Source organism: Shewanella sp. 3_MG-2023 (genome assembly GCF_030548765.1).
GTDB lineage: Bacteria > Pseudomonadota > Gammaproteobacteria > Enterobacterales > Shewanellaceae > Shewanella.
Genome location: NZ_JAUOSH010000042.1, coordinates 11,122 through 35,368, shown reverse-complemented (window position 1 = coordinate 35,368; position 24,247 = coordinate 11,122). Strand labels below are relative to the sequence as shown.

The 24,247-nt window shown below is 41.4% G+C and carries 16 protein-coding genes, 1 tRNA gene and 1 pseudogene; 3 read left to right on the top strand and 15 right to left on the bottom strand.

Annotation, left to right across the window (positions count from 1 at the left end):
* Window positions 1–76 precede the first annotated feature (76 nt).
* Complete coding sequence (locus Q4591_RS18230; RefSeq protein WP_303462324.1) at window positions 77–424, bottom strand: DUF6404 family protein; 348 nt, start codon at window positions 422–424, stop codon at window positions 77–79.
* Between the two features lie 720 nt (window positions 425–1,144).
* Window positions 1,145–2,143: pseudogene (locus Q4591_RS18225) on the bottom strand (transposase).
* A 267-nt stretch (window positions 2,144–2,410) separates the two neighbouring features.
* Here Q4591_RS18225 and Q4591_RS18220 point away from each other — a divergent pair.
* On the top strand, window positions 2,411–4,294 hold the full coding sequence (locus Q4591_RS18220) for a DUF294 nucleotidyltransferase-like domain-containing protein (protein WP_303462322.1): 1,884 nt from the start codon (window positions 2,411–2,413) through the stop codon (window positions 4,292–4,294).
* A 3-nt stretch (window positions 4,295–4,297) separates the two neighbouring features.
* Window positions 4,298–5,014: a 3'-5' exonuclease gene (locus Q4591_RS18215; RefSeq protein ID WP_102436210.1), complete on the top strand. Its 717-nt coding sequence runs from the start codon at window positions 4,298–4,300 to the stop codon at window positions 5,012–5,014.
* Between the two features lie 70 nt (window positions 5,015–5,084).
* Here Q4591_RS18215 and Q4591_RS18210 read toward each other — a convergent pair whose 3' ends face one another.
* The 9 genes from Q4591_RS18210 to Q4591_RS18170 form a co-directional block, all read right to left on the bottom strand.
* Window positions 5,085–6,671, bottom strand: a complete 1,587-nt coding sequence (locus Q4591_RS18210; RefSeq protein WP_102436208.1) for a BCCT family transporter — start codon at window positions 6,669–6,671, stop codon at window positions 5,085–5,087.
* Window positions 6,672–7,046: 375 nt separating this feature from the next.
* Window positions 7,047–7,898 carry a CPBP family intramembrane glutamic endopeptidase gene (locus Q4591_RS18205; RefSeq protein WP_303446194.1) on the bottom strand — a complete coding sequence of 284 codons (852 nt, stop codon included), beginning with the start codon at window positions 7,896–7,898 and terminating at the stop codon, window positions 7,047–7,049.
* 50 nt (window positions 7,899–7,948) lie between these two features.
* On the bottom strand, window positions 7,949–8,170 hold the full coding sequence (locus Q4591_RS18200; RefSeq protein ID WP_303462319.1) for a hypothetical protein: 222 nt from the start codon (window positions 8,168–8,170) through the stop codon (window positions 7,949–7,951).
* Window positions 8,171–8,213: 43 nt separating this feature from the next.
* Window positions 8,214–8,615 carry a DUF3465 domain-containing protein gene (locus Q4591_RS18195; protein WP_303462328.1) on the bottom strand — a complete coding sequence of 134 codons (402 nt, stop codon included), beginning with the start codon at window positions 8,613–8,615 and terminating at the stop codon, window positions 8,214–8,216.
* 47 nt (window positions 8,616–8,662) lie between these two features.
* Window positions 8,663–8,836: a hypothetical protein gene (locus Q4591_RS18190; protein ID WP_157936124.1), complete on the bottom strand. Its 174-nt coding sequence runs from the start codon at window positions 8,834–8,836 to the stop codon at window positions 8,663–8,665.
* Window positions 8,837–9,254: 418 nt separating this feature from the next.
* Window positions 9,255–9,342, bottom strand: a tRNA-Ser gene (locus tag Q4591_RS18185).
* Between the two features lie 236 nt (window positions 9,343–9,578).
* Window positions 9,579–10,211 (bottom strand): YchE family NAAT transporter, encoded by a 633-nt coding sequence (locus tag Q4591_RS18180; protein WP_102438165.1) that lies wholly within the window; start codon window positions 10,209–10,211, stop codon window positions 9,579–9,581.
* 611 nt (window positions 10,212–10,822) lie between these two features.
* The gene (locus Q4591_RS18175; protein ID WP_102438144.1) at window positions 10,823–12,883 is read right to left on the bottom strand and encodes a S9 family peptidase; all 2,061 of its coding nucleotides are present in this window, start codon (window positions 12,881–12,883) and stop codon (window positions 10,823–10,825) included.
* A gap of 285 nt (window positions 12,884–13,168) precedes the next feature.
* Entirely contained in the window at window positions 13,169–14,710 is a 1,542-nt protein-coding gene (locus tag Q4591_RS18170; protein ID WP_303462315.1) for a fumarate hydratase, read from the bottom strand.
* Between the two features lie 157 nt (window positions 14,711–14,867).
* On the opposite strand from Q4591_RS18170, the gene pabB reads away from it, so the two are divergent.
* On the top strand, window positions 14,868–16,283 hold the full coding sequence (pabB, locus tag Q4591_RS18165; RefSeq protein ID WP_303462313.1) for an aminodeoxychorismate synthase component I: 1,416 nt from the start codon (window positions 14,868–14,870) through the stop codon (window positions 16,281–16,283).
* Window positions 16,284–16,447: 164 nt separating this feature from the next.
* On the opposite strand, the gene Q4591_RS18160 is transcribed toward pabB, so the two are convergent.
* From Q4591_RS18160 to glgX, 4 genes are all read right to left on the bottom strand, one after another.
* Window positions 16,448–18,136 carry a glycogen synthase gene (locus Q4591_RS18160; RefSeq protein ID WP_368501230.1) on the bottom strand — a complete coding sequence of 563 codons (1,689 nt, stop codon included), beginning with the start codon at window positions 18,134–18,136 and terminating at the stop codon, window positions 16,448–16,450.
* Window positions 18,137–18,295: 159 nt separating this feature from the next.
* Window positions 18,296–19,558 (bottom strand): glucose-1-phosphate adenylyltransferase, encoded by a 1,263-nt coding sequence (glgC, locus tag Q4591_RS18155; protein ID WP_303446198.1) that lies wholly within the window; start codon window positions 19,556–19,558, stop codon window positions 18,296–18,298.
* Window positions 19,559–19,613: 55 nt separating this feature from the next.
* Window positions 19,614–22,127, bottom strand: coding sequence for a glycogen/starch/alpha-glucan phosphorylase (locus Q4591_RS18150; protein ID WP_303462311.1), 2,514 nt, complete (start codon window positions 22,125–22,127; stop codon window positions 19,614–19,616).
* On the bottom strand, window positions 22,114–24,246 hold the full coding sequence (gene glgX, locus Q4591_RS18145; protein WP_303462309.1) for a glycogen debranching protein GlgX: 2,133 nt from the start codon (window positions 24,244–24,246) through the stop codon (window positions 22,114–22,116). Before glgX ends, Q4591_RS18150 begins: the two co-directional genes overlap by 14 nt.
* Window position 24,247 lies beyond the last annotated feature (1 nt).

Below are 24,247 nucleotides of genomic sequence, written 5' to 3'. Positions count from 1 at the left end.
TATAAAGGTATCACTCGGGCTTGTTCAACACTTGGGATAAGGACGCGGCTACGCGCGGCCTATCCTTATCTGTTAGCTACAATGTCTGCCAGTCACTTAAGTTATTTTTCTTAGCACTGTGTTTGTAATATAGCGCCATAAACAAACCGAAAAACATTCCAGCAAACAAACTAGTTAATAAGGCCGCTTTAATTGTCATACCGCTAGATTGCCAAGTAGTAAACCACATAAGAAGCCCCCATGCGCCACCAAACCATATAGAGGCGCTAAGAAAGTTACTCATGAATGAACAATAATGAAATGGACGAATATTAAATCCAAGCTTTCTTAATAATACAGAAATCGGAGGATTATGATTGGCTTTCCATATATTAGCTTCACCAAGCTCCTTTTGTGCAGCCTCTAATTTATCCTGAAACGACATTTAACACTCCTTGTAGCTAACAGCTTATTCAATAGCAGCACAATAATGTTCCAGGCTGCTCAATTCAAACTTCAAAGGTACCACCGCTAAGTCCCTGTTGTAAATCGAATATTTTCGCGAATACGTAAGTAATGCTCAAAATACTGCCGGAAAAAGAATGCGTCTTTGTTTACGCGGTCTATACAACACTTTAAAAAATTTCGCAGTAGATTGATATGTATGGGTTTTCTCGAATGTTACAAAATTATCGATGCGTAAAAAGCTCATTTTACGCATCCTTTGGCGCCAGAATTATCTCAATTTGGAGAAAATCAGTTATACCTGTATAGGCAACCAGTCATTTGGACGACAAGTAAGGCGGTCATAATCGATTAGAAAAAGTAAGGTTATGCTGATTATCCCATTGCTAGCACCAACTTATTTTGGGGCAAAATGTTTTACGACCACCAACTTTATACTTCATTTATATAAAACAAATAACACAGCCATTGTTAATCAATAACATAACGACCTTTGCAACGATGTACAAGTGAACACGCTTCATTAAGTAGCCTGTGCCGTTTGGTGGTGGGCTTGGAAGGTTGATAATGATGATATTTGGGCGTTTTCGGCTTAATTTACCGTTTTTAAGCCGTCATTTTGCAACCATCCAAGGATGATGGTTATTGAGTGTTTAACTTTGGTGATATTAGTTATATTGAACCTATTTAACGTGCCTGCTTACTGAAAATACTGGCAGCTTGTAGCAAAGTGCCGTCGCCGTTTTTGTAAATGCTCACAGTATTGTGTTAGCTCTTGCAGTGAGCCCACTGGGCCATGAAATAGCTGACCAAATTCGGTGGTGATTTTAAGCCAGTTTTGTTGTGGAATATTAAGCTTGGTGAGTAACTTCGCACTGCTTTGACTGATTGCACCGCGTTTATCATCACGAATAATGCGCCCTGTATCATCCACTAGTTCAAGGTAATCCTTTAATGAAAATGCAATGCCTTTGGGTTGGTTAGCACGTTCATTACCAATAAATGGCAACAAGGTTTTAGGCTGCTCACCTTTTATTACCGCTTTTACTCGTTGTTGGATACTGGTGTAGTCTGATTGCTCTGGTGTGGCGGCCATATTGGCGCGTATAGGGTTTAAGTCCACATAGGCCATACTGGCTAAAACTGCCGCTTCATCTAAAAGCGCTTGAGATTTAAACCTGCCCTCCCAAAATCGACCCGAGCAGTTATCCTCTTGATTGGCTTGTCTGGCTATCGGTTCATTCAAGCAGCGCATAAACCAAGAGATGTCACATAAGCGGCTACGGTAAATAGCGATGCTGTGCTTTTACCTTACTACCTCGTGAGGTTCAATGAGCTGACCTTTAGCAAATTTTTGGGTTAACCCATCGCCTTTAAACAACTTATGCCATTACATCACCACATCGCGGTCACTCCAGTTATTTACTGTTTCAATATCAATGTGTAACACCACATGCAGATGATTAGACATCACCGCATAAGCCGCTACATCAATGGCAAACACGTCTGTCAGTTCAAGAATGAGTGATTCAACCCAGCCACGTCTGTGGTCATAGTTGTTACCTGTGTATTTATCACCACCACATACTCTTTACTCTAAAAGAATGCACGGCCAACCACACGGCTGCAACAATGGCAATAAGGGTTATCTCGTTGGTAATAGTTCTAGGCTAATTTGGCTTCTACGAGGGCGCGGCATCTATTTTACCCACCATTAAAAAGACCTAGAGGTGGTTTTTAGCCGCTAATGAGCAAAGACATAAAATCGACTGTATGACCATGACTAAGCTTTTACAACAGACTTGATTGAATGGTTAAAGATTAACGATATTTCGCTGCTATTATTTTAAAACGATGAAAATATTTAGATATTAATACCAGTCTGCGACCCACCAAGCTGCAGATCACCTATATATGCCATATACTAGTTAACATCTATTCAAATCCCCCTAATATCGAGCGAATAATGGAAGTCGAGCTACTTGAAATTCGTAACTTCATCCGCCAGTACCCACCTTTTGATCAATTGCCAGAAGAGGCATTAATCGAAGTATCACAAAGTGTCGAGATATCCTATAGTCGTGCTAACAGTATGATCATTGATTTTAATGATAAAATACACGAACTTTATATGATCCGCAGTGGTGTCGTGGAGGTTTACCGACGTTCAGGGGAACTGTATAACCGCCTTGATCAAGGAGGCTTATTCGGCCAAATGGGGCTACTGACCAATAATAAAGTACGCTTACCTGCAAAATCCCTAAAAGACTCCCTACTCTACTGTATTCCTGAAAGTATTTTTGAAGACTTTTGCGAGCGCTATGACGCCTTTGCTGACTTTGTTGAGGTCGAAGGTAGCATTCGTTTACAGCAAGCGGTTGAGGACAATAGCGACGATGCTAACTCACTCACTACTTCGAAGGTTAAAACGCTACTGAGTCGCGAACCTGTGATGCTACCCATTACTACCACCATTCAAAACGTGGCTAAAACCATGTCTGAAGAGCATGTATCAGCGGCCATTATTAACGACCCCAATCTTGCCGATGAAGGTGGTAATAGCTTTGTGGGAATCATCACTGAGCGAGATCTATGTGCAAAGGTGCTCGCCCAAGGGTTAGATGTAGAAACCCAAGTTGCAGAGGTCATGTCCACCGAGCTTATCTCTTTAGATCATAACGCCTATATTTTTGAAGCCATGCTGCTGATGCTCAGGTATAACGTTCATCACTTACCGATATTAAAAAACAAACAACCTATTGGTTTAATTGAAGTCAGTGACATTATTCGCTATGAATCCCAAAACAGCTTATTGATTGTTAGCAGTATTTTTCAGCAAAACAGTATTGATGACTTAATTATCTTGTCACATCAGCTTAAAGATTGTTTTGTGCGTATGGTCAACGAAGATGCAAACTCACACATGGTGGGTCGCGCCATGTCTGAAATTGGTAGAAGTATTAAGCAGCGTTTACTGGAGTTGGCTGAAGAAAGATTAGGACCGCCACCCGTGCCCTATTGTTTTTTAGCATTAGGCTCTATGGCTCGTGATGAGCAACTTATTGTAACGGATCAAGATAATGCGATTATTTTAGATAATCAATATCAAGAATCACTTCATGGTGAATACTTTAAGCAATTAGCCACCTATGTATGTGATGGTTTAGCTGCCTGTGGCTACACTTATTGCACCGGTGACATAATGGCAACAAATCCAGAGTATCGAAAAACCCAATCCCAATGGGAAGAGTGTTTTGCCGACTGGATTGATAATCCAAAGCCTCAAGCACTATTAAACTGCTCAATCTTTTTTGATCTTTATGGGGTATACGGTAGACCCAAATGGGCTGAACAGCTCAACGCCTTTATACTCAGAAAAGCAAAAAAGAATAATCGCTTTTTAGCCTGCCTTGCAAGAAACGCCATTAATCGCACCCCACCACTGGGTTTTTTTAAAGACTTTGTCATGGAAAAAGACGGTCGCCATAACAACTCAATTAATTTAAAGCGCCGTGGCACCGCGCCATTAGCTGATCTTATCCGTGTCCACGCCCTCGCCATTGGCTCACAATCGCAAAATTCATTTGATCGCTTAGAAGACATTATCGAAGCCGGAATTTTACCGCCGTCAAAAGGTAAAGATTTACAGCATGCAATGGAGTTTATCTCTTTAGTTCGCATTCGCCATCAAGCATTAGATATTCAATCGGATCAAGAACCTGATAATAATATTGAACCTGAAAACATGTCTGATTTTGAAAGACGTAATTTAAAAGATGCTTTTTTGGTACTAAGCAGTGCGCAAAACTTTTTAAAGTTCCGCTACAGTGCTAGCAGCATGCAAGGATAATTAATGCGACTTTTTACAAACCAAGAAATTTTAAACTGGAAAGCTTTTTTGCAAATCAAAGCCAAAGAAAGTAAAGATAGCAGATTAAAAAAATTCTATAATGCCAGCACTTACCACGAAGAAATCAAACTGAAAGATATTGAATTTGTCGCTGTAGATTTCGAAACAACTGGCTTAGATGCCAACCAAAACAGCATTATTAGTATAGGTTTGGTGCCGTTTACCTTAGATCGCATCGCCTGTCGAAAGGCGAAACATTGGTTTATCTCACCAGAAGATAAACTCAAAGAAGACTCCATCATCATCCATGGTATTACCCATTCAGACTTAAAAGGCGCACCTGATTTACTCCGAATTTTAGAACAACTATTAGATGAGTTGGCAGGCAAAATTGTGGTAGTGCATTATCGCAGAATAGAACGAGATTTTTTTGACGCCGCACTTCGCAGTTTAATAAACGAAGGGATTGTATTCCCTGTAGTTGATACCATGCAGCTCGAAGCTAATATTCAACAGGCAAAACCCCGAAGCTTTTTAGATTGGCTGAGAAACACTCGCCCAGCATCAATTCGACTTGCTAATAGTCGTAGCCGATACAATCTACCCACCTATCCACCACACGATGCATTAACCGATGCCATCGCAACCGCTGAATTACTGCAAGCTCAAATTCAGTACCACTTTAGCCCAGACACACCGATAAAAAAGCTATGGGTATAGATCGAATAAGCCCAGTTTCACTTGAATAATGACAAGTGAAACTGGGCTTTGGTTTTGATTTAGGTTTAGGTTAGCTCCTTAACCCAGGCCTTTTTTCAGTTCGCAGACCCATAATCAAACTGACACACATCACCAATAAAATAATGGTAAATGGTAAAGCCGTTGAAATCGCACCAGCCTGCAATGCTTCAATGGCTTGGGTGCCACCAACCCAAAGTAGACCCGCAGCAATCGCACCTTCAATAAAGGCCCAGAATACACGCTGAGGAACGGGTGCATCGACTTTACCGCCTGATGTGATGCTATCAATCACCAGTGAACCAGAATCTGATGAGGTTACAAAGAATACGAGTACCAATACAACGGCCAATAACGATAATATATTGCCCATTGGCAATGCATCAAACATCTCAAACATCGCTAAAGGCACTTCTGTTAAGCCTTTCTCACCTAAGGTACCAATCTTGTTGACCACTTGATCAATCGCAACGCCACCGAATACTGACATCCACAAGGTTGTCACCACTGTAGGTACAATCAATACAGCCATCATAAATTCACGGATGGTACGGCCACGGGAAATACGCGCTATAAACATACCTACAAAAGGAGACCATGATATCCACCAAGACCAATAAAACACGGTCCAACCATGCATCCAAGCTTCGTCATCACGACCCATTGGGTTACTTAAAGGAATGATATTTTCAATGTAGCCCATTACGGTCATGGGAATGGTACCCATAGAAACCGCAAAACTCACTAATATAACAAATAACATTAATGCCAGCGCCAACAACATATTGACATTACTGATAACTTTTACACCACCGTCAATACCGCGAACCACAGAAACCACAGCAATTAACGTCACTATCACGATAATGCCGACTTGCAGCATTAAGCCATTATCCATACCAAATACATGGTGAAAACCACTGGCAGCCTGTTGAGCCCCAAGGCCGAGGGATGTCGCCAGACCAAATAAAGTGGCAAGTACCGCTAAAATGTCAACAACGTGGCCTGGCCAACCCCAAGTTCTATCGCCCAATATTGGGTAAAAAACTGAACGCATTGAAAGCGGTAAGCCTTTATTATAAGCGAAAAAAGCAAGTGATAGTGATACTACACCGTAAATGGCCCATGGATGTAAGCCCCAATGGAACATGGTGGCACCCAGTGCTAACTTCGCAGCTTCAGGTGTGTTTGGCTCGACATTAAGTGGTGTTTCATACCAGCCAGTGAAATAAGCTACAGGCTCTGCTACCCCCCAAAACATTAAACCAATGCCCATTCCCGCGGCAAATAGCATGGCTATCCATGACAACATTGAGTAATCGGCCTTGGCTTCATCACCACCTAAGCGAATTTTACCAAATGGCGAAATGATCATTGCCAAACAAAACAACACAAACAGATTGGCAGACCACATAAATAGGCCATCAAAAGTACCTATAATTTTCCATTTTATGCCATCTAATACAGATTTTGATGTTTCTGGTTCAACCAAGAGAATGGCGATTAAGAAGAGTCCAATTAAGGAGGCGCTGATCCCAAAAACAGGGTTGTGGACGTCAAAGCCCCACTTTTGAATGTTATCTTGTCCGACTGTGTAATCGGTATTGTCTATACTATATTTATCGTTATTGCTATTCATTAATCCTCATTTAGAACAAACTTCATTAGTACATGAAAGGTTATTTTACTTTATTTAGCGGCAACTTGCTGTCTATTCTGGCAAAAGCTGCCCTTGATGTGACCTGACACACTATGAGTTAAACGTTCTGGCTAAAATGTCTGCTAAGGTTTAGTCGGATTAGCAACTAAGTTTAAAGTCTAGTTAACTTTAGCGCATAAATGGCCAAGCATTTGAAATTCTGCTTTTTTGAAGTGATTGGGCTGTTTTATCAACCAGTGATATGGCTTATTGTTAAGCCATATCAGCGATTCAAAAATTGACTATGAGTAAGCGCTTAAATATCGACTAGAGATAAATGTTTAAAATGCGTAGATAGCATTAGTCATTTTTAATTTAAAGCGTTTTCAAATCATTGAATTCAACCCTGCCTTTGCGCCAAAAATAAAACGCAGCACAAGCTGCTACCAGCGCAGTAATGACACCAAATTCATCCATATACCAACTCGAATCGGCTTTTTGCAGCGTAATCGGTGTAAATACTTTTTGAATAAAAATATTTGAACTCATGTGGTATATCACCCCAGTCCACAAACTACCTGTTTTCAACCGCAGATAAGTCATTATCATCCCAGTTGAAATGATAAAAACACTGAAAATGATGAGCTGATAATATAAAGGAGTGACATCATTTCCATATAAGCCTTTGATGATCAGTGGCCAATGCCATACGGACCAAACCAATCCACTCACGAGGGCAACACCAGTGAAAGACATAAACTTAGACAGCTCAGGCACAAGTAGACCACGCCAGCCAATCTCCTCGCCTAATATCGAAGGTAAAGACACAAAAAAACTGATTGTCGCAACTAATATAAAATGAAATAAAAATATACTGGCGTCGTTCCAATGAACTAAATTGTACTTTTGTTTTTGTGTAAACAAGAAATCAGCATCATAAAAGTCTGCGACACCTAATAACCAAACCAACAGGTATGCCATTAACGCGATGGCAAAAGGAACAAGATAACTTAGCCATTGGTATTTCCACTGCCCCCAGTGCCAACCAAGACCTGAAAGGCTCCGCTTACGAATAATACACGTTAAGATAGTGGCAGCGCCAACAGAGAGCATTAGCGGTGTTGCTTGACCCATCCTAAAAATTAACCAGTAGCCTACAACATAAAATACGATAACCAGTGAGAAAAATGTCGCCAGCGTTAGTACGCTATCTCTAGTAATGTTCAAGCTTTACTCCACTAAATGAACGACCTATATGGCCGTTATAATATATAAAGCTATTTTTTTGATTTATGCTGCAATCGCCAAGTTAAATAACCATAAAAAATACCACCAATAGGAAAAGTAATTAAAGATAGCACTATGCCATCAAAAAAGTGTTCTTCTCCTGTTAAGTGCATAATCAACTGGAATAAAATCGCAGTTGAGATCCCCCAAAGTAAAACACCTTTGATTAAGATGTGCAGTAGTAGATTTCTGTTGGTGATACTAATATTCATTTAAAACTTCCTTGTTGATCTAATAAAACTAAAAAAACATTAATTATTTATAGGTAGTACCATCATGCTTTAACCAGCCTTCGGCGTGTCGCCCTGCAGGATCTGCATGGGTCCAATGGATCACCCCGCCTTTTTTGCTCCATTCATATTCACCATAAAACTCAACAAGGTCACCAACACGCAAATTTGAAACTCTCGGGGCTAAATCAATATTGTGGGCTACCAGCAAGGTTAAGCCACTATTGAGTTTTAGAATGAATTTTTGATGCCTTGAGCCTTGATTATCATCAGCAAGAATATGAACCACACGACCACTGCCGTTAACTTGAACATCGCCGCTTTTAGACTCATAAGCGCGCTGAATGACAGTATCATTTGCCCCGACGGGTAACACACTTGTCAGCGCCAATAGGCAAGTAAATAGACAAATAAATAGCCATTTCATCATTATTATCCTTAAAAGTATTTGCTTTAATCGTTCAAGTGAATCATTTATTGGTTGTTTTTATCGTCGCCAAATACCTTACCCGTTTTAAGGTAATAGAGTGTTACAACCGAAGCTGTAAACATAATCAGCCCACAAAAAGCCCATAAATAATCGCCATCTTGTATACCTAAAATCAAACTGGCTAAGCCTACAAAAACGATAAAAATTTGTGCGAACATATAAAAATCCCCTTTAATTAGATACCTAAATTAATTTAACGCCGCTAAAAACAAAATCGAAAGGAAAATTATTTTAGCTAAATCATTGAACTGATACAACAAAATAGCAACAGACTCAAAAGGTACAAGACTCAAATAAGTCACGCTTTGACTTGTCAAATTCATATCGACGACACTAAATGTAGATGATAGAACAGTGTTAAGGCTGACAAAGTCTTTATGAGGGATAATTTTATAGTGATGATTAATTGCTGATGTCAGTATAAAAATACTAAGCATTAATAAAATCCTAGTTTTTATACTGAGTTTGCTAAAACAAATCAATTTTTTAAATTAAAGAATAACTTGAGGATTTAATTAATAGCTTAGAGGTTTAAATAATAACTTGGGGATTTAAATAAAAATAGCTTGGAGAATTTGGCGGTGACGGAGAGATTCGAACTCTCGAAAGGTTGCCCTTTACACACTTTCCAGGCGTGCTCCTTCAGCCACTCGGACACGTCACCTAATTTGTTGCAATCATTTTAACGTGTGAGTGGCACGGTTCTATTTATCTATACTGCTATAAGCTAACACTATTGAATATAAGGTAATTATGAAAAACCTTATGTTGTAGAACGAGCGGTACTTTACGCAAATGCGTATTTGAGGTCAAGCAGAAATCGATGTTTTACAAACTCTTGGACGTTTGCTGTTCAAATCGAGCAATTCCGTTGCTCGATTGATTAAATAAAGCACGTTATTAACTCATTAGCGTTGGGAATAAACCTTTAATACCGGCAGCTATCACTTCAATACCAATTGAAAGCATTAGCAGCCCCATTAAACGCGTGATGACGTTAATGCCTGTTGTACCTAGCAACTTAAAAATAATCGGTGCCATTCTGAACAAACCAAAACTCATTAAACCAAAAATAATCACCGTAATGGACATACCTATCATGTCCACCAATGAGTTATTAGTAGAAGAAAATACAATAACTGAACTAATGGCGCCAGGACCAGCCATTAATGGCAATGCCAGTGGTACCACAGCAACCGACTCCATGCCTGATGCTTCACGGTCTTCTTCTTGGTTACGTTTCACTTGGCTCAATTTACCCTGCAGCATAGACATCGCGATGATCGCAATCAAACTGCCACCGGCAATTCTAAAGGCTGATAAAGAGATACTGAACATATTTAAAATATGCTCTCCAATAAAAATCGTGGTTAACAAAATAATCACCACGGCAAAGTTTGCCACTTTACCTGTATGGTTACGTTCTACCTCAGTTTGGTGACTGGTTAAGGTCACAAACACAGGCAATAAGCCCACAGGGTTGATAATTGCTATCAATCCTAAGAAAAACTTAACGTAAAGCATTAAATCCACGAGCTTACCCTCTATATCAATGGTTTTGTGGTCAAAAAAATAATCGCGCAACTCTACTGCTTTTTATGCATTTTACAAATGTATTTTCTTACAAATATGAGCTAGTTAATAATAAACCTAATCTGACCTTAATTTACTTTTACGACAATAGCTTTTCGGAGCCAATTAACAAAATTCAATGTCTACAAACACCACTTACGACATAAATGAAATTTAATGACATAATCGAGTAAAAAAGCGCTATAAAAATTCATCATCAAGCTTTGTACTGTTACAATAAACCTCATTATTGAATGTTAGTTACTTAATCGGCGTTATTAACGACAGTAAGTAGATTGAAATCACTATGGGTAAACACTATGAGTAAACGTACTAGGATCTGTCATAAAAATGGTCATCGAAAAATGACGGGTTCACGCAGAAGATTAACTTACCTTGTATGTATTACTAAAACGGCTCAAAAGTGCCCATCTACAGAACTCAATATAGTCGATAAAACAAGCCTCGAAACTATCTAGCTGAAAAATTACCCATTTCAGAGTAATTAATTTTTCAGCCCATAAAAAAGAGATGCTAAATAGCATCTCTTTTTTGTTCGCCTAACCGTAAAACTATTTGTTTTCAGTCCAGCGATCCATCCAACCTAGTACGTTTTTGTACCACTGCTGTAGGTTATCTTGATTTAAGATCCAATGGTTCTCATCAGGGAACATTAATAGCTCTGATGGGATGTTATTGCGCTGCATGTAAGTAAATGCCGCTAGTCCTTGCCCATAAGGCACGCGGTAGTCTTTCTCACCGTGGATCACTAACATTGGTGTGTTCCAGTTTTCAACATAGTTTACTGGATTGAACTTCTCATATAGTTCTTTATTTTCAGTGTATGTACCACCAAATTCATACTCAGGAAACCAAAGCTCTTCTGTTACGTGGTACATGCTACGCATATCAAATAAACCAGCGTGGTTTACAAGACACTTAAAGCCATCGCTCCAGTTACCTTGGATCCAGTTCATCATGTAGCCGCCATATGAGCCACCTAATGCACAGGCATTATCGGTATCTAGCCATTTTTGTTGTTGACCAACCGCTGCTAGGCCTTTTTGCAAGTCTTCAAGCGGTTTACCACCCCAATCTTGGGTGATTGAATCAGTAAAGGCTTGTCCATAACCGGTTGAGCCATGGAAGTCGACCATAACCACACCATAACCTGCGCCAGCCCAAAGTTGTGCATTCCAGCGACCACTGAATGAGTTACCAAATGAACCTTGCGGGCCACCGTGAACTAAGTATGCGATTGGGTATTTCTTACCGGCTTCATAATTAGCAGGTTTAATCCAGTAACCGTGTACTGTCTCGTTATTCCAACCTTTGAAGTTAAATTGCTGGAACTCACCAAATTGAATTTCAGCTAATTTGTCTTCATTAACATTGGTTAAACGGGTGAGGTTTTCACCTTCAAGGCTAATTTTATATAAGTCGCCCGGCTCAACTAATGATTTGTTGCTGAAAATAAGCCCTGACTCTGTCACTGCGACAAGGTTGTTACTGCCATCATTGTATATCGGACGGACATCACCAAACTGAGTGTTAACTTCAAAGATGGTCACTTGACCTACATCTTGCGCCGTGACATAAAGCGTGCGGCCATCATCACTGAAGGTCAGTGAGCTTGGGCTGCGATCCCATAACGGTGCCACTTCTTTTTCTGCGCCAGTAACTGTGTCACGCAACATAATGCGGTAACGGTCAGCTTCAAATCCAGGCTTACTCATCGCAAGATAAGCCAGTTGACGACCATCTTTAGAATAAGTCGGTTGTGCATCCCATGCTTTATTATCTGGCGTTAGGTTTTCAGCCGTGCCACCAGCAACAGACACTTTCCATAGATCATAGTTGGTCGTCCATGCTTGATCTTTGCTTGGGGCTTTGGCGCTATAAACAATGTGTTTACCATCTGCGGTAAAGGTCACCTCTTCCATGCCTGAAAAAGGCTTTGGCGGGGTTTCAGTATCTAAACCTTGGGTAACATCAACAACATCTGTTACTGGCTTGCCATTTAGCTGACCGACAAACAAATGGTTACGGGCGTGATCTTCCCATGTATCCCAATGGCGAACCATGAGTTGTTTGTATTCACGACCCGTGGTCTTTTTGTTTTCTTCAGCCTCAATACGATCAACCGTACAAGCTAAGTCTTTACAGTCAGGAAATACGCGCATGTTCATGACAACTTGTTTGCCGTCATTTGATAACTTATAGCCATTGATATCCAATGGTAAGTCAGTCACTTGCATCGCTTCGCCACCAGTTAAGGCTAAGTTAAATAACTGACTAGAACCGTTACGCGCTGCTAAGAAGTAAATTGATTTACCATCAACACTAAAAGTTACGTCATGTTCAGTGCCTTTATGTGAGGTAATTTGAACTGGCTTAGCATTTTTATCACTCAGATCCAGTAAGTATAAATCAGAGCTGCTGTCGCCCTGCTCGTCAATTAACTTAACGGCATACACTAACTTGCTGCCATCATTTGATACAGCGGCAGAATGAAGCTTATTCAACTTTACAAGTTGTTGAACATTAAAGGGGGTTTTAGCAGGCTCTGCTGCTTGTACTGACAAGGCAAAGCCTGCAGTTGCAATAGCGAGTAAAATTGACGATTTTTTCATTTGATGAAGTTCTCTTTTTAATTTTTGTTGTGTTACCAATGTCTGTGTTATTTTTTAGTGCTACATCACAGCAAAATGATTAATCGATGAAATGCTGTTATCAAACAGTTTACAGACTGAAAGTACACTGTTTCAAAAATACCAATAATAAGTACTGATAGCACACTACCCAAACAAAAACGCTCAGGCAATAGGATTTTGACACAATCCAAACCTGAGCGAGATTATTTGCGCTATTTGACGAAATTAACCACAAAAACCATAACGTGAAATTAAAATTAACGCTTATTTGGTTTTGGCATTAGCAATATTAACTTTCCAAATTGCCGGACCTGTTTCATGGGCATTAACGCCTTGAGTATCCACAGCCACGGTAACCGGCATATCTTGAACATCAAATTCATAGATAGCTTCCATACCTAAGTCTTCAAAAGCCACCACACGAGATTTCTTAATCGCTTTAGATACTAAGTAAGCAGCGCCGCCGACAGCCATTAAATAAACGGCTTTGTGTTTTTTGATTGATTCAACGGTTTGTGGCCCACGTTCAGACTTACCAATCATGCCCATTAAGCCCGTTTTATCTAACATAAGATCAGTGAACTTATCCATACGGGTTGCGGTTGTTGGGCCTGCAGGGCCCACAACTTCATCGCCTACTGGATCAACAGGCCCTACGTAGTAAATAAATTTACCAGTAAAGTCGACGCCATCAGGTAAACCTTCACCTGATTCAATCAAGGTTTGAATGCGCTTATGAGCCGCATCACGACCTGTTAGCATTTTACCGTTAAGTAATAAGGTATCGCCGCTTTTCCAGGTTTCGATTTCAGCTTGAGTGACTGTGTCTAAATTAACACGATGAGTATTCTCACCTGCTTCACGGGTAATTTCAGGCCAATCAGCTAATGATGGCGGCACTAAGTCAGCAGGGCCAGTGCCATCTAAATGGAAATGCACGTGACGTGTTGCTGCGCAGTTAGGGATCATTACCACAGGTTTTGACGCTGCGTGAGTCGGCACTGATTTAATTTTAATATCAAGTACCGTGGTCAAGCCGCCTAAGCCTTGCGCGCCAATACCCGTATTGTTGGCACGTTCAAAGATATCTAAACGAAGCTTCTCTTCAGTGGTTTCAGCGCCGCGCTCCATTAGCTCATGGATATCAACCGGGTCCATTAACGACTCTTTTGCAAGTACCGCGGCTTTTTCAGCTGTGCCACCAATACCTATGCCTAACATACCTGGCGGACACCAACCTGCGCCCATAGTCGGTAAGGTTTTTTCAACCCACGCAGCAATATCATCTGACGGGTTTAACATCACCATTTTTGATTTGTTTTCTGATCCGCCGCCTTTTGCTGCGATCATGACTTCAATATGATTACCTGGCACCATATCAATATGAACTACAGATGGCGTGTTATCGCGAGTGTTTTTGCGGGAACCTGCAGGATCGGCAACGATTGATGCACGTAAAGGGTTATCGGGATTCAGGTAAGCTTGGCGTACACCTTCATCTACCATTTCCTGAACCGTCATATCGGTTTTGTCCCACTGCACTGCCATACCAATTTTGACAAAACTGGTCACAATACCTGTGTCTTGGCATAAAGGACGTTTACCTTCTGCTGACATACGTGAGTTAATCAAAATCTGTGCGATGGCATCTTTTGCAGCCTCGCTTTCTTCACGATCGTAGGCCTTAGCCATTGCATCAACGAAATCTTTAGGATGGTAATACGAAATATACTGCAGAGAATCAGCAATGCTTTCAATAAAGTCAGCTTGCTTGATCACGACATTAGCAGATGAGTTTGTAGACATATAGGGGCGCTCCAGCAGCCATTGCGGCATAACTTGTTTTATTTTTATATGAATGCAATTTTAAAATTGCCTTCAATTAGCTATTAATCCTTTCAGGGACAATATGATACTCTTTCCAACGTTTTTGGGCTACATCACATTTTAAATAGGTTACAACATGCATTCTCGGGGCAAGCAATCGCTGGCAATTCAGCAACTGGATTGGAATATTAGTACGCACACCTTGTTTGAACATTTCTGCCACAAGCCTTGGGCTATGCTGTTAGATTCGGCCAACGCAGCCCATACTGATGCTAAATATGACATTATTGCTATTAGTCCAATTGCTTGTTTAACATATCAAAATAACCTCAGTAAACTCACTATTGTCGATGAAGCGTTAAGCCCGTTACTAGCGAGCTTTGATAGTCAGCAAGCTGTTTTTGATAATCTAGCTCAGCTGCAGCAAACACTTTACCCGACAAAACAGCCATGCAAGTTCCCTTTTAGCGGCGGCGCATTAGGTAGCTTTAGTTATGACTTGGGTAGAGTGATAGAAAAACTGCCAGACAGCGCTATGCAAGATATTCACTTGCCTGAAATGAGCGTGGGTTTTTATGACTTTTGCTTAATCTATTGCTATCAACAGCAATGCTGGTTTGGTTTACATTATCAAGGCCAAATTGCCCTTGATACTGCATTGAATAAAATTGAGGTCGCAACTAAAAAAATAACCAAAAACAAATCCACGCAGCCAAAATTCAAACTAACCTCCCCTTGGGAGGATCAAACTACAAGCCAGCAATACCAAGACAAATTTAATAGGGTGCAACAATATTTGCATTCTGGCGATTGCTATCAAATAAATTTAACTCAGCGGTTTTCAGCTAACTATCATGGCAATGAGTGGCAAGCTTATTGTGCGTTATCTGCAGCCAATAAAGCCCCTTTTTCAGCCTTCTTGAGATTGGAAAATCACTGCATAATGTCAATTTCGCCAGAGCGATTTATTCAACTTTCTGGTGATAAGATTTCTACTAAGCCTATTAAGGGCACCTTGCCTCGCTCAGCAGATGCAGAAATTGATAAACAAAAAGCCCAGCAGTTACAGCACTCAATAAAAGATCGCGCTGAAAACGTGATGATTGTGGATTTGCTGCGTAATGACATCAGTAAAGTCGCCACTGCGGGCACAGTTAATGTGCCCAAGTTATTTGATATTGAGAGCTTCCCTGCGGTGCATCATTTAGTCAGCACCATTGAAGCTACCCTCGCGGCTAATTTGTCTGCCATCGATATTATCAAGGCAGCCTTTCCGGGTGGTTCTATCACTGGCGCGCCCAAAATTAGAGCCATGCAAATTATCGAAGAATTAGAGCCATCAAGACGCAGTATTTATTGCGGCAGTATTGGTTATATCAGTCAAGATGGCACTATGGATACCAGCATTACCATTAGAACCTTGCTGACTGAAGAAGATAAGATTTATTGCTGGGCCGGTGGCGGTGTAGTGGCAGATTCTAATGCCGATGCTGAGTATCAAGAATGCTTTGATAAGGTCAGTAAGATTCTGCCTATATTAGAAAAGCTCTAAAACAAGCATATTAATTCAACCATAGTAACAGCTCTGTTAAGGGTTAAGCTGAAGCTTACGAAAGTTAACTCAGCTAAAACTTAACTAAGCTAAGGGTTGAGTTAAATCTCACAATCATCACACTGCCGCTTTACTTAACCTTTAACTTAGTAGTAAAAAGGTATTCAACTGTATAACTGCTGGCGATATTGCTTAGCCACCTGTTGCCAGCTAAAGCGTTCTTGACTGGCAGCAATCTCCATTTGACGATATTGCTCAGGTTGCTCATTACTCAAGCTTAAGGCGTTAATTAACACCTGAATAAATTGTTCCGCTTGATGAGCTAAATTATGACCTTCAAATAACCAACCGGTTTGCTGATCTTTAATGGTATCGCGTAAACCACCTACCCCATGGGCAATACACACCTGACCTTGCTTCATGGCTAATAATTGGCTGATACCACAAGGCTCAAAGCTACTTGGCATGACAAACAAATCACCTAACTGATAAAGTTCATCGGATAATTGCTGATCATAGCCATTAATAAACACAAAGTTACTGTGCCTTGATGCGACCTGTTGAAACTCTTTGGCTATGACATGATCGCCACTCCCCAGTAGCATAAACACCCCTTGGGGTTTTAATCGTTTTAACTCAATCAGCATAGCGTCTAATAGGCTTTGGCCAGTACTGTTTGCCACAACGGGATAGGGTTGACGTAACAGCAACACCTTTTGATCTGTTAACCGCCCTACTGATGTCATTAAGAAATCAATCGAGCTCGCTTGGTTGATTTGTTGCATTTGCCATTGTTGTACACGCGCTAAAGCTATTTGATCGACACTGCGAGCAGAGTCTGTTTTACCTAACCATTTAATGACTGCATCTTGTGATTTCACTAATAGTTGATTGATCGATTGGGAGGCGGTTTTCTTATCAGGTTTTGCAGTGGTCAATTCGCTTTCAGCACTATTAACATCACTATCATTAACACCACTGTTATCATTCTCATAAACGCAGCCATTGAGTATTCCTACAATGTCACCACGATTATGTTTATCTAACATGGACGCTTCTAAGCCTTCACCACCAAAAAAACCATTTTGATGATCGGATGCCATTAACACCTCATGAGCATAGGTCGGCGATACTAAATGCACCTTGTCACTGAGCTCAATACCCATTTTCATTGGGTTTACACAGTTAGGATATCGTGGATCGCTTAAATGAGCTTTTTGCTCATCTGTTAAAAGGTGCGTTAGCTCAGGAAACCATGCTGCAAATGATGAGACATCATCACGTATGGGTCTTATGCCCTGCAGGGCTAAATTATGAATCGAGAATACACATTTGCATTGCTTTAACATGGCATATTGTGGGTCAAATGCCCGTAACATCACCAGCATTCCGGCGTGCCAGTCATGCATATGCATCACATCAACTTCGGGGATTAAACCATCAATATAAGCTTGGGCTACCGCTAAATTAAATAAGGCAAACTTAGTGGCGTCATCAGCAAAGGGCCTATCATTACTTCCTGCACTATAAACTTGATTCCCCTCGCTATTAAATAAATGATGGTCAAATAAGTACACTTGGCTGTTAAGGTTTGTATTGCCGTCAACACTGGGTCTTAGCATTTGCGCCACGCTGACGATTTCAATATTAGCGCCAAATTTTACCGCTACAGTGCCGATGTTATTGGCATTATAGGTTTGTGCAATATAGCCATAATTAGGCATAGCCACATCCACAATAATATCTTCGGTCGCTAACGCTGGTGGCAAGTCGCGAATAACATCAGCCATACCACCAACTTTAGCGCCAGATATCGCGTCGTTCTCAGCTGCAATCATTAATACTTTTATCACGGTTTTTACCTTTCAATCCATGACTAGAGGTCTAGTTTAAAGTTCTAGCTAAAGAGCCTAGCTAAAAGTTCAAGTTCGATTTTTAAGTCACTTTTACATCTAGAAAAAGCAGATTTAACTTGCTAGTTAAATCTGCCAATCAATTAAACCAATCAGTCGTTACTCGTATCCCACTGCTAAACCGAGCATTTTTCTTGTCACCAAGGTCACACCCTTTTCTGAGACTCTAAAGCCACGGGCGATATCTTGAGCGCGATTAAAGCCAATTTCCATACCTTCAGGAATGATACAACCGCGATCAATAATGGCATTTTGAATGCGGCAATTTTTAAGTACTACCACATCAGGTAACAACACCGAGTCTTTGACAAAGGAGTATGAACACACACGCACTTCATCAAACAGCACACTACGCTTGACCTTAGCACCTGAAATAATACAACCACCAGAAACGATTGAATCTACCGCCATACCACGGCGATCATCATCATCGAAAACAAATTTAGCGGGTGGAAGTTGTTCCTGATATGTCCAAATTGGCCACTTAGCATCATATAAATTCAGTGCTGGTGTGGGTGACAGTAACTCCATATTGGCTTGAAAAAATGAATCCAAGGTGCCCACATCACGCCAGTATGCTGGCTCATCAGGTACAGCACTGGTGAACGGAAAAGCAAATATATTGGCGTGCTCGATAATAGACGGAATAATATCTTTACCAAAATCTCGGTCTGAGTTTTCGTTATTGGCATCTTTCTTTAACTGATCGAATAAAAACTTAGTGTTAAACACATAGTTGCCCATCGATGCTAAACAAAACTCTTCATTACCTGGGATAGATTTAGGCACGGCAGGTTTTTCTTCAAAGCCGACCACTCGCATATCTTCATCCACTTCCATTACCCCAAACGCATTAGCCGCTTCAGGAATGGGCGTTTCTAAACAGCACACTGTCATATCAGCGCCAGATTCCGCATGAGCGGCCAGTAAACCGGCATAATCCATTCGATAAACGTGGTCCCCAGATAACACCATCACGTATTTAGGTAACTCATGACGGATAATATCGATATTTTGAAATACCGCATCAGCAGTGCCTTCATACCAGTTGCCTGAGGTTTGCTGTGATGCTGGCAAGATTTCCACTGACTCGCCCAGCTCTTTCTTAAAGTGGCCCCAACCACGGCTAACATGCCGAATTAACGAGTGAGATTTGTATTGGGTGACTACCCCAACACGGCGGATCCCTGAGTTAATGCAGTTTGATAATGGAAAATCAATAATGCGGAACTTACCTCCGAAATATAACGCCGGTTTAGCACGCCAATCGGTTAACTCATGTAAGCGAGAGCCTCGACCACCAGCTAGAATTAATGCATAGGTATCACGGGTAAGATTACTAATATAACGAGCATTTGACATATATTAAGACTCCTAACTTTAAACTCAGCAACTTGCTGAAAATATAATGGCGTGATTATTTGGCAAACCAAATGTCGTCACGATACGCACTAATAGTGTTGTCACTAGAAAAACGTCCGCTGGATGCAGTATTTCTAATACTCATTTGAGTCCAGTGTTCTTGATTGGCATAGGCAGCAGCGACGTTTTCTTGTGCTACGCGATATGCATCAAAATCGGCGGCGATCATCCATTGATCATATGGGTCTTCAATGGCAGCAATAATGCTGTCAAAAATACCCGGTTCCACTAAATTGAAATGGCCACTTTTAAGCATCTCTAACACATGTTTGAGTGCGGGTGACTGTTGAATATATTGATGGGGGTTGTAGTGAGATTTAAGCTGACTAACCTCGTCAGCATTAAGACCAAATAAGAAGAAGTTGTCATCACCGACTTCTTCAAGCATTTCAACGTTTGCACCATCGAGAGTGCCTATAGTGAGAGCGCCATTCATCATAAATTTCATATTGCCGGTGCCCGATGCTTCTTTACCAGCAGTGGAGATTTGCTCAGATAAATCCGTTGCTGGGCAAATCTTTTCCATGGCGCTGACGTTATAGTTTGGCAAAAAAGCAAAACGTAAATATGGCGTTACCACAGGATCTGAGTTCACCATATGGGCCACATTATTGGCGAGTTTGATGATTTGCTTGGCCATGGCATAACCAGGCGCCGCTTTGCCGCCAATCAGCACACAACGGGGCTGCATCCCTTGGGTATCACCCGCCACAATGCGTTGATATAAATGAATAACATGCAATATATTCAGTAACTGGCGTTTGTATTCATGAATGCGCTTAACCTGTACGTCAAACATCATCTTTGGGTCAAATTCAACCTCACACTCAGCTGCCACCAATTTAGCTAAATCGACCTTGTTATCAAATTTGACGCTTTGCCACTGCTGCAAAAAAGCTTGGTCATCGGTAAAGGCATTAAGGGCTGTCAGCTGGGTTAAATCGGTCACCCAACTGTCACCTAATCGGCGGCTGACTAATTGTGCCAAGCGCGGATTACAATGGGCCAGCCAGCGCCTTGGGGTAACGCCATTGGTTTTATTATTGAATTTGTGTGGCCATAGCTGATAAAAATCATTAAACAAACCAGACTTTAATAATTGGGTATGCAGACCTGCGACGCCATTAACCGAAAAGCTAGCCACAATTGCAAGGTATGCCATTCTCACATGGGGTTCGTGGCCTTCTTCGATAATCGACATCGCCGCTAATTTGTCATTATCACCTGGCCAATGGTGAGCAACGGCTTCGAGGTAACGGGCATTAATTTCATAAATAATGTCCAAAATGCGTGGCAACATGTGCTTTAGCATGCGCACAGGCCAGCGCTCTAGCGCTTCTGGTAGCAAGGTGTGATTAGTGTATGCCACGCTGCTTGAGGTAATATCCCATGCTTGATCCCAATCCAAGCCATAGGTATCCATGAGCAAACGCATTAATTCAGGTACTGAAATACTGGGGTGAGTATCATTAAGTTGCATGGCATTAAGCTCACTAAAGCGACTAAAATCGCTGCCATGAACCGCCACATAGCGCAGTAAAATGTCCTGTAAACTGGCCGAAGATAAAAAATACTGCTGCCTTAAACGCAGCTCTTTACCATTTTCACTGGCGTCATTGGGGTACAGCACCATGGTAATTTGTTCGGCCATATTTTTACGGGCCACGGCCTCGGTATAATCACCATCATTAAATTCCGCTAAATCAAAATCATCAGTGGCTTCAGCTTTCCACAGCCTTAACGTATTAATCCGACCGTTTTTATAGCCGGGTACTGGCATATCGTGTGGCACTGCGTTGACATCTTGAGTATCAATCCACACATAATGACGATGACCTTGTAGATCGACATAGGATTCTGTATGGCCAAAAAATGGCACGGTAATGGTGTGATTGGCTAATCTCACTTCCCATGGATTGCCTTCTCTTAACCAGCGATCCGGTTGCTCTATTTGATATCCATCAACCACTTTTTGCTTAAACATGCCGTATTCATAGCGAATACCATAACCGACAACCGCTAGGTCTAAACTGGCGCAGCTATCTAAAAAGCACGCGGCTAAGCGGCCTAAACCGCCGTTACCTAACCCAGCATCAAGCTCGGCTTCTTGTAAGGTTTCTAAATCTACTGCGTAGCTATTTAGCGCCTCACGAGTCTCTGTTGTTAAATCTAAACTGAGTAAAGCATTACCCAAGGTACGGCCCATCAAAAACTCCAGCGATAAATAAGCCACTTGTTTTTGCTGATATTGGTTGTCTTTTAAGCGTGTTTCTCGCCATTGTTGCAGTAAATTGGCTTTAACCGCTGACGCTAACGCGCCATACATATCATTGGTGGCATTTTCATCACGGCTTAACACCCCTTGAAGTTGTCGCTTAAAGGTGGCATCTAAACTGTCACAAGGATCGCAATCTAGATGGTCATTACTTATTGGCTCATTTTTGAGTGTCGATTTAGCCGCTTTTGTGGCCGGTTTTTTCTCGCGGGTTTTCCTTTTAGTGACTGTCATCGATTAATTCCTTATCTTGAACTAGTTGAAAATTGGCATGAAATAACATCAGGCTTCGACTTTGAAGTACTGCCTTACTTTCTTTAATCAATTCACTTTGCGCTAAATTGTCGTTATTAAGGTTTTGGGTTGACAGCAAACATTGCCAAGGGTCATAACAATTTAAGCTCGGTAAGGTAAATGTCTGACTTTCAACATCAGCATTGAGTATCAGTAATAGTGCGTGGGGTTGTTGTAGCGCTGATTCACCGGAAGTTATCGCCACGGCCAAACTACGACAACTTTGTTCACTCCATTGACGTTTTGACATAGGTTCACCATCACGGCCATACCAAACAAAGCCACTATCGCGTTTATTATCAGGCACATGAATAAAGTCTCGATGGCATAAAATCGGGAAACGCTGACGTAAGTTAATTAATTGCGAGGTAAATTCGACTAATGACCAATCAATGACTTGCCAGTCTATCCAACTGATCTTGTTATCTTGACAATAGGCGTTGTTATTACCGTGCTGACTGTGACCCATTTCGTCGCCACTCAGCATCATGGGTACCCCTTGGGACAGCAAAAGTGTGGCAAGAAAGTTTCGCTGCTGGCGTTGACGAGTTTGATTGATAACTACCTTGCTGGTTTCGCCTTCTTCGCCGTAATTGGCACTGAGGTTTTCATGATGGCCGTCGCGGTTACCTTCACCATTAGCCAAGTTATGCCGTTGGTTAAAGCTGACTAAGTCTTTTAAGGTGTAACCATCATGACTGGTAATAAAATTGATACTTGCCGATGGACTGCGGCCATGGTGTTCAAAAAAATCGTCTGAGCCATGAAAGCGTCTGGCAAATTCAGGGAGCATCCCATGATCGCCGCGCCAAAAACGGCGCATGGTATCTCTGTAGCGATCGTTCCATTCACTAAATGCGATAGGATAATTACCCAGTTGATAACCACCGGGACCAATATCCCAAGGCTCGGCAATCAGTTTCACCTGACACAACACGGGATCTTGCGATAAGGCATCAAAAAAACCACATCCTGGATCAAAACCATAGGTTTCACGGCCTAAGCAACTGGCTAAATCAAATCTAAAACCATCAACTCCCATGACTTCAACCCAATATCGCAATGAGTCCATAATCAATTGCAACACTTGCGGGTGGTTTGAATTAAAGGTGTTACCGCAACCAGTATCATTGATATACAAACGCTGTTCGTTAGACACCAATCGATAATAGTTGGCGTTGTCGATGCCGCGAAAGCTTAAGGTGGGCCCCAAACGACTGCCTTCTGCAGTATGGTTATAAACCACATCTAAGATTACTTCGATACCCGCATCGTGCAGGCTATCAACCATGTCACGAAACTCAGTAATACTCTCGCCACTCATATAAGCTGCGTTGGGTGCAAAAAATCCAATGCTGTTGTAGCCCCAGTAATTACTGAGGTTCTTTTCGATTAAAAATGGCTCATTGAAAAAGCTTTGCACTGGCAGTAGTTCAACACAGTTAACCCCTAACTGGGTTAAATATTGGATACTGCTGGGGGCTGCAAGGCCAGCATAAGTGCCTTTAATATCATCATTTACTTCAGGATTTAACACACTAAAACCTTTCACATGGGTTTCATAAATGATGGTTTGCTCTAAAGGAATATTAAGCCTTTTAACCGGTCTGTTTCTTAGTGCTCTGTCATCTACTACACAGCATTTGGGCATGTATTTGGCGTTATCTTTGCTGCAAAAAGATAAATCAGAATCAGGGCTATCAATTTGATAGCCATAAGTTGCATCGTTAGCTTCAAGTTCACCAAACAGCTGCTTGGCGTAAGGGTCTAGCAATAGTTTATGATGATTAAAGCGGTGCCCAAGTAAGGGTTGATAGGGTCCATAAACCCGATAACCATATAAGGTACCCGCTTTCGCTTGTGGCAAGTAACCATGCCAAATTTGTCTGGTTTTTTGGGTTAACGGAAATTGTTGTTCGTTAAGCCCAAACTCGTCAAAAAGACATAGCACCACTTGGGTGGCGTTAGCTGAAAATAGCGCAAAGTTCACGCCATTATCATCAACGCTGGCGCCCAAGGGGTAAGGCTTTCCTGTAAGCAAAGGGTTAACCGATTCCATA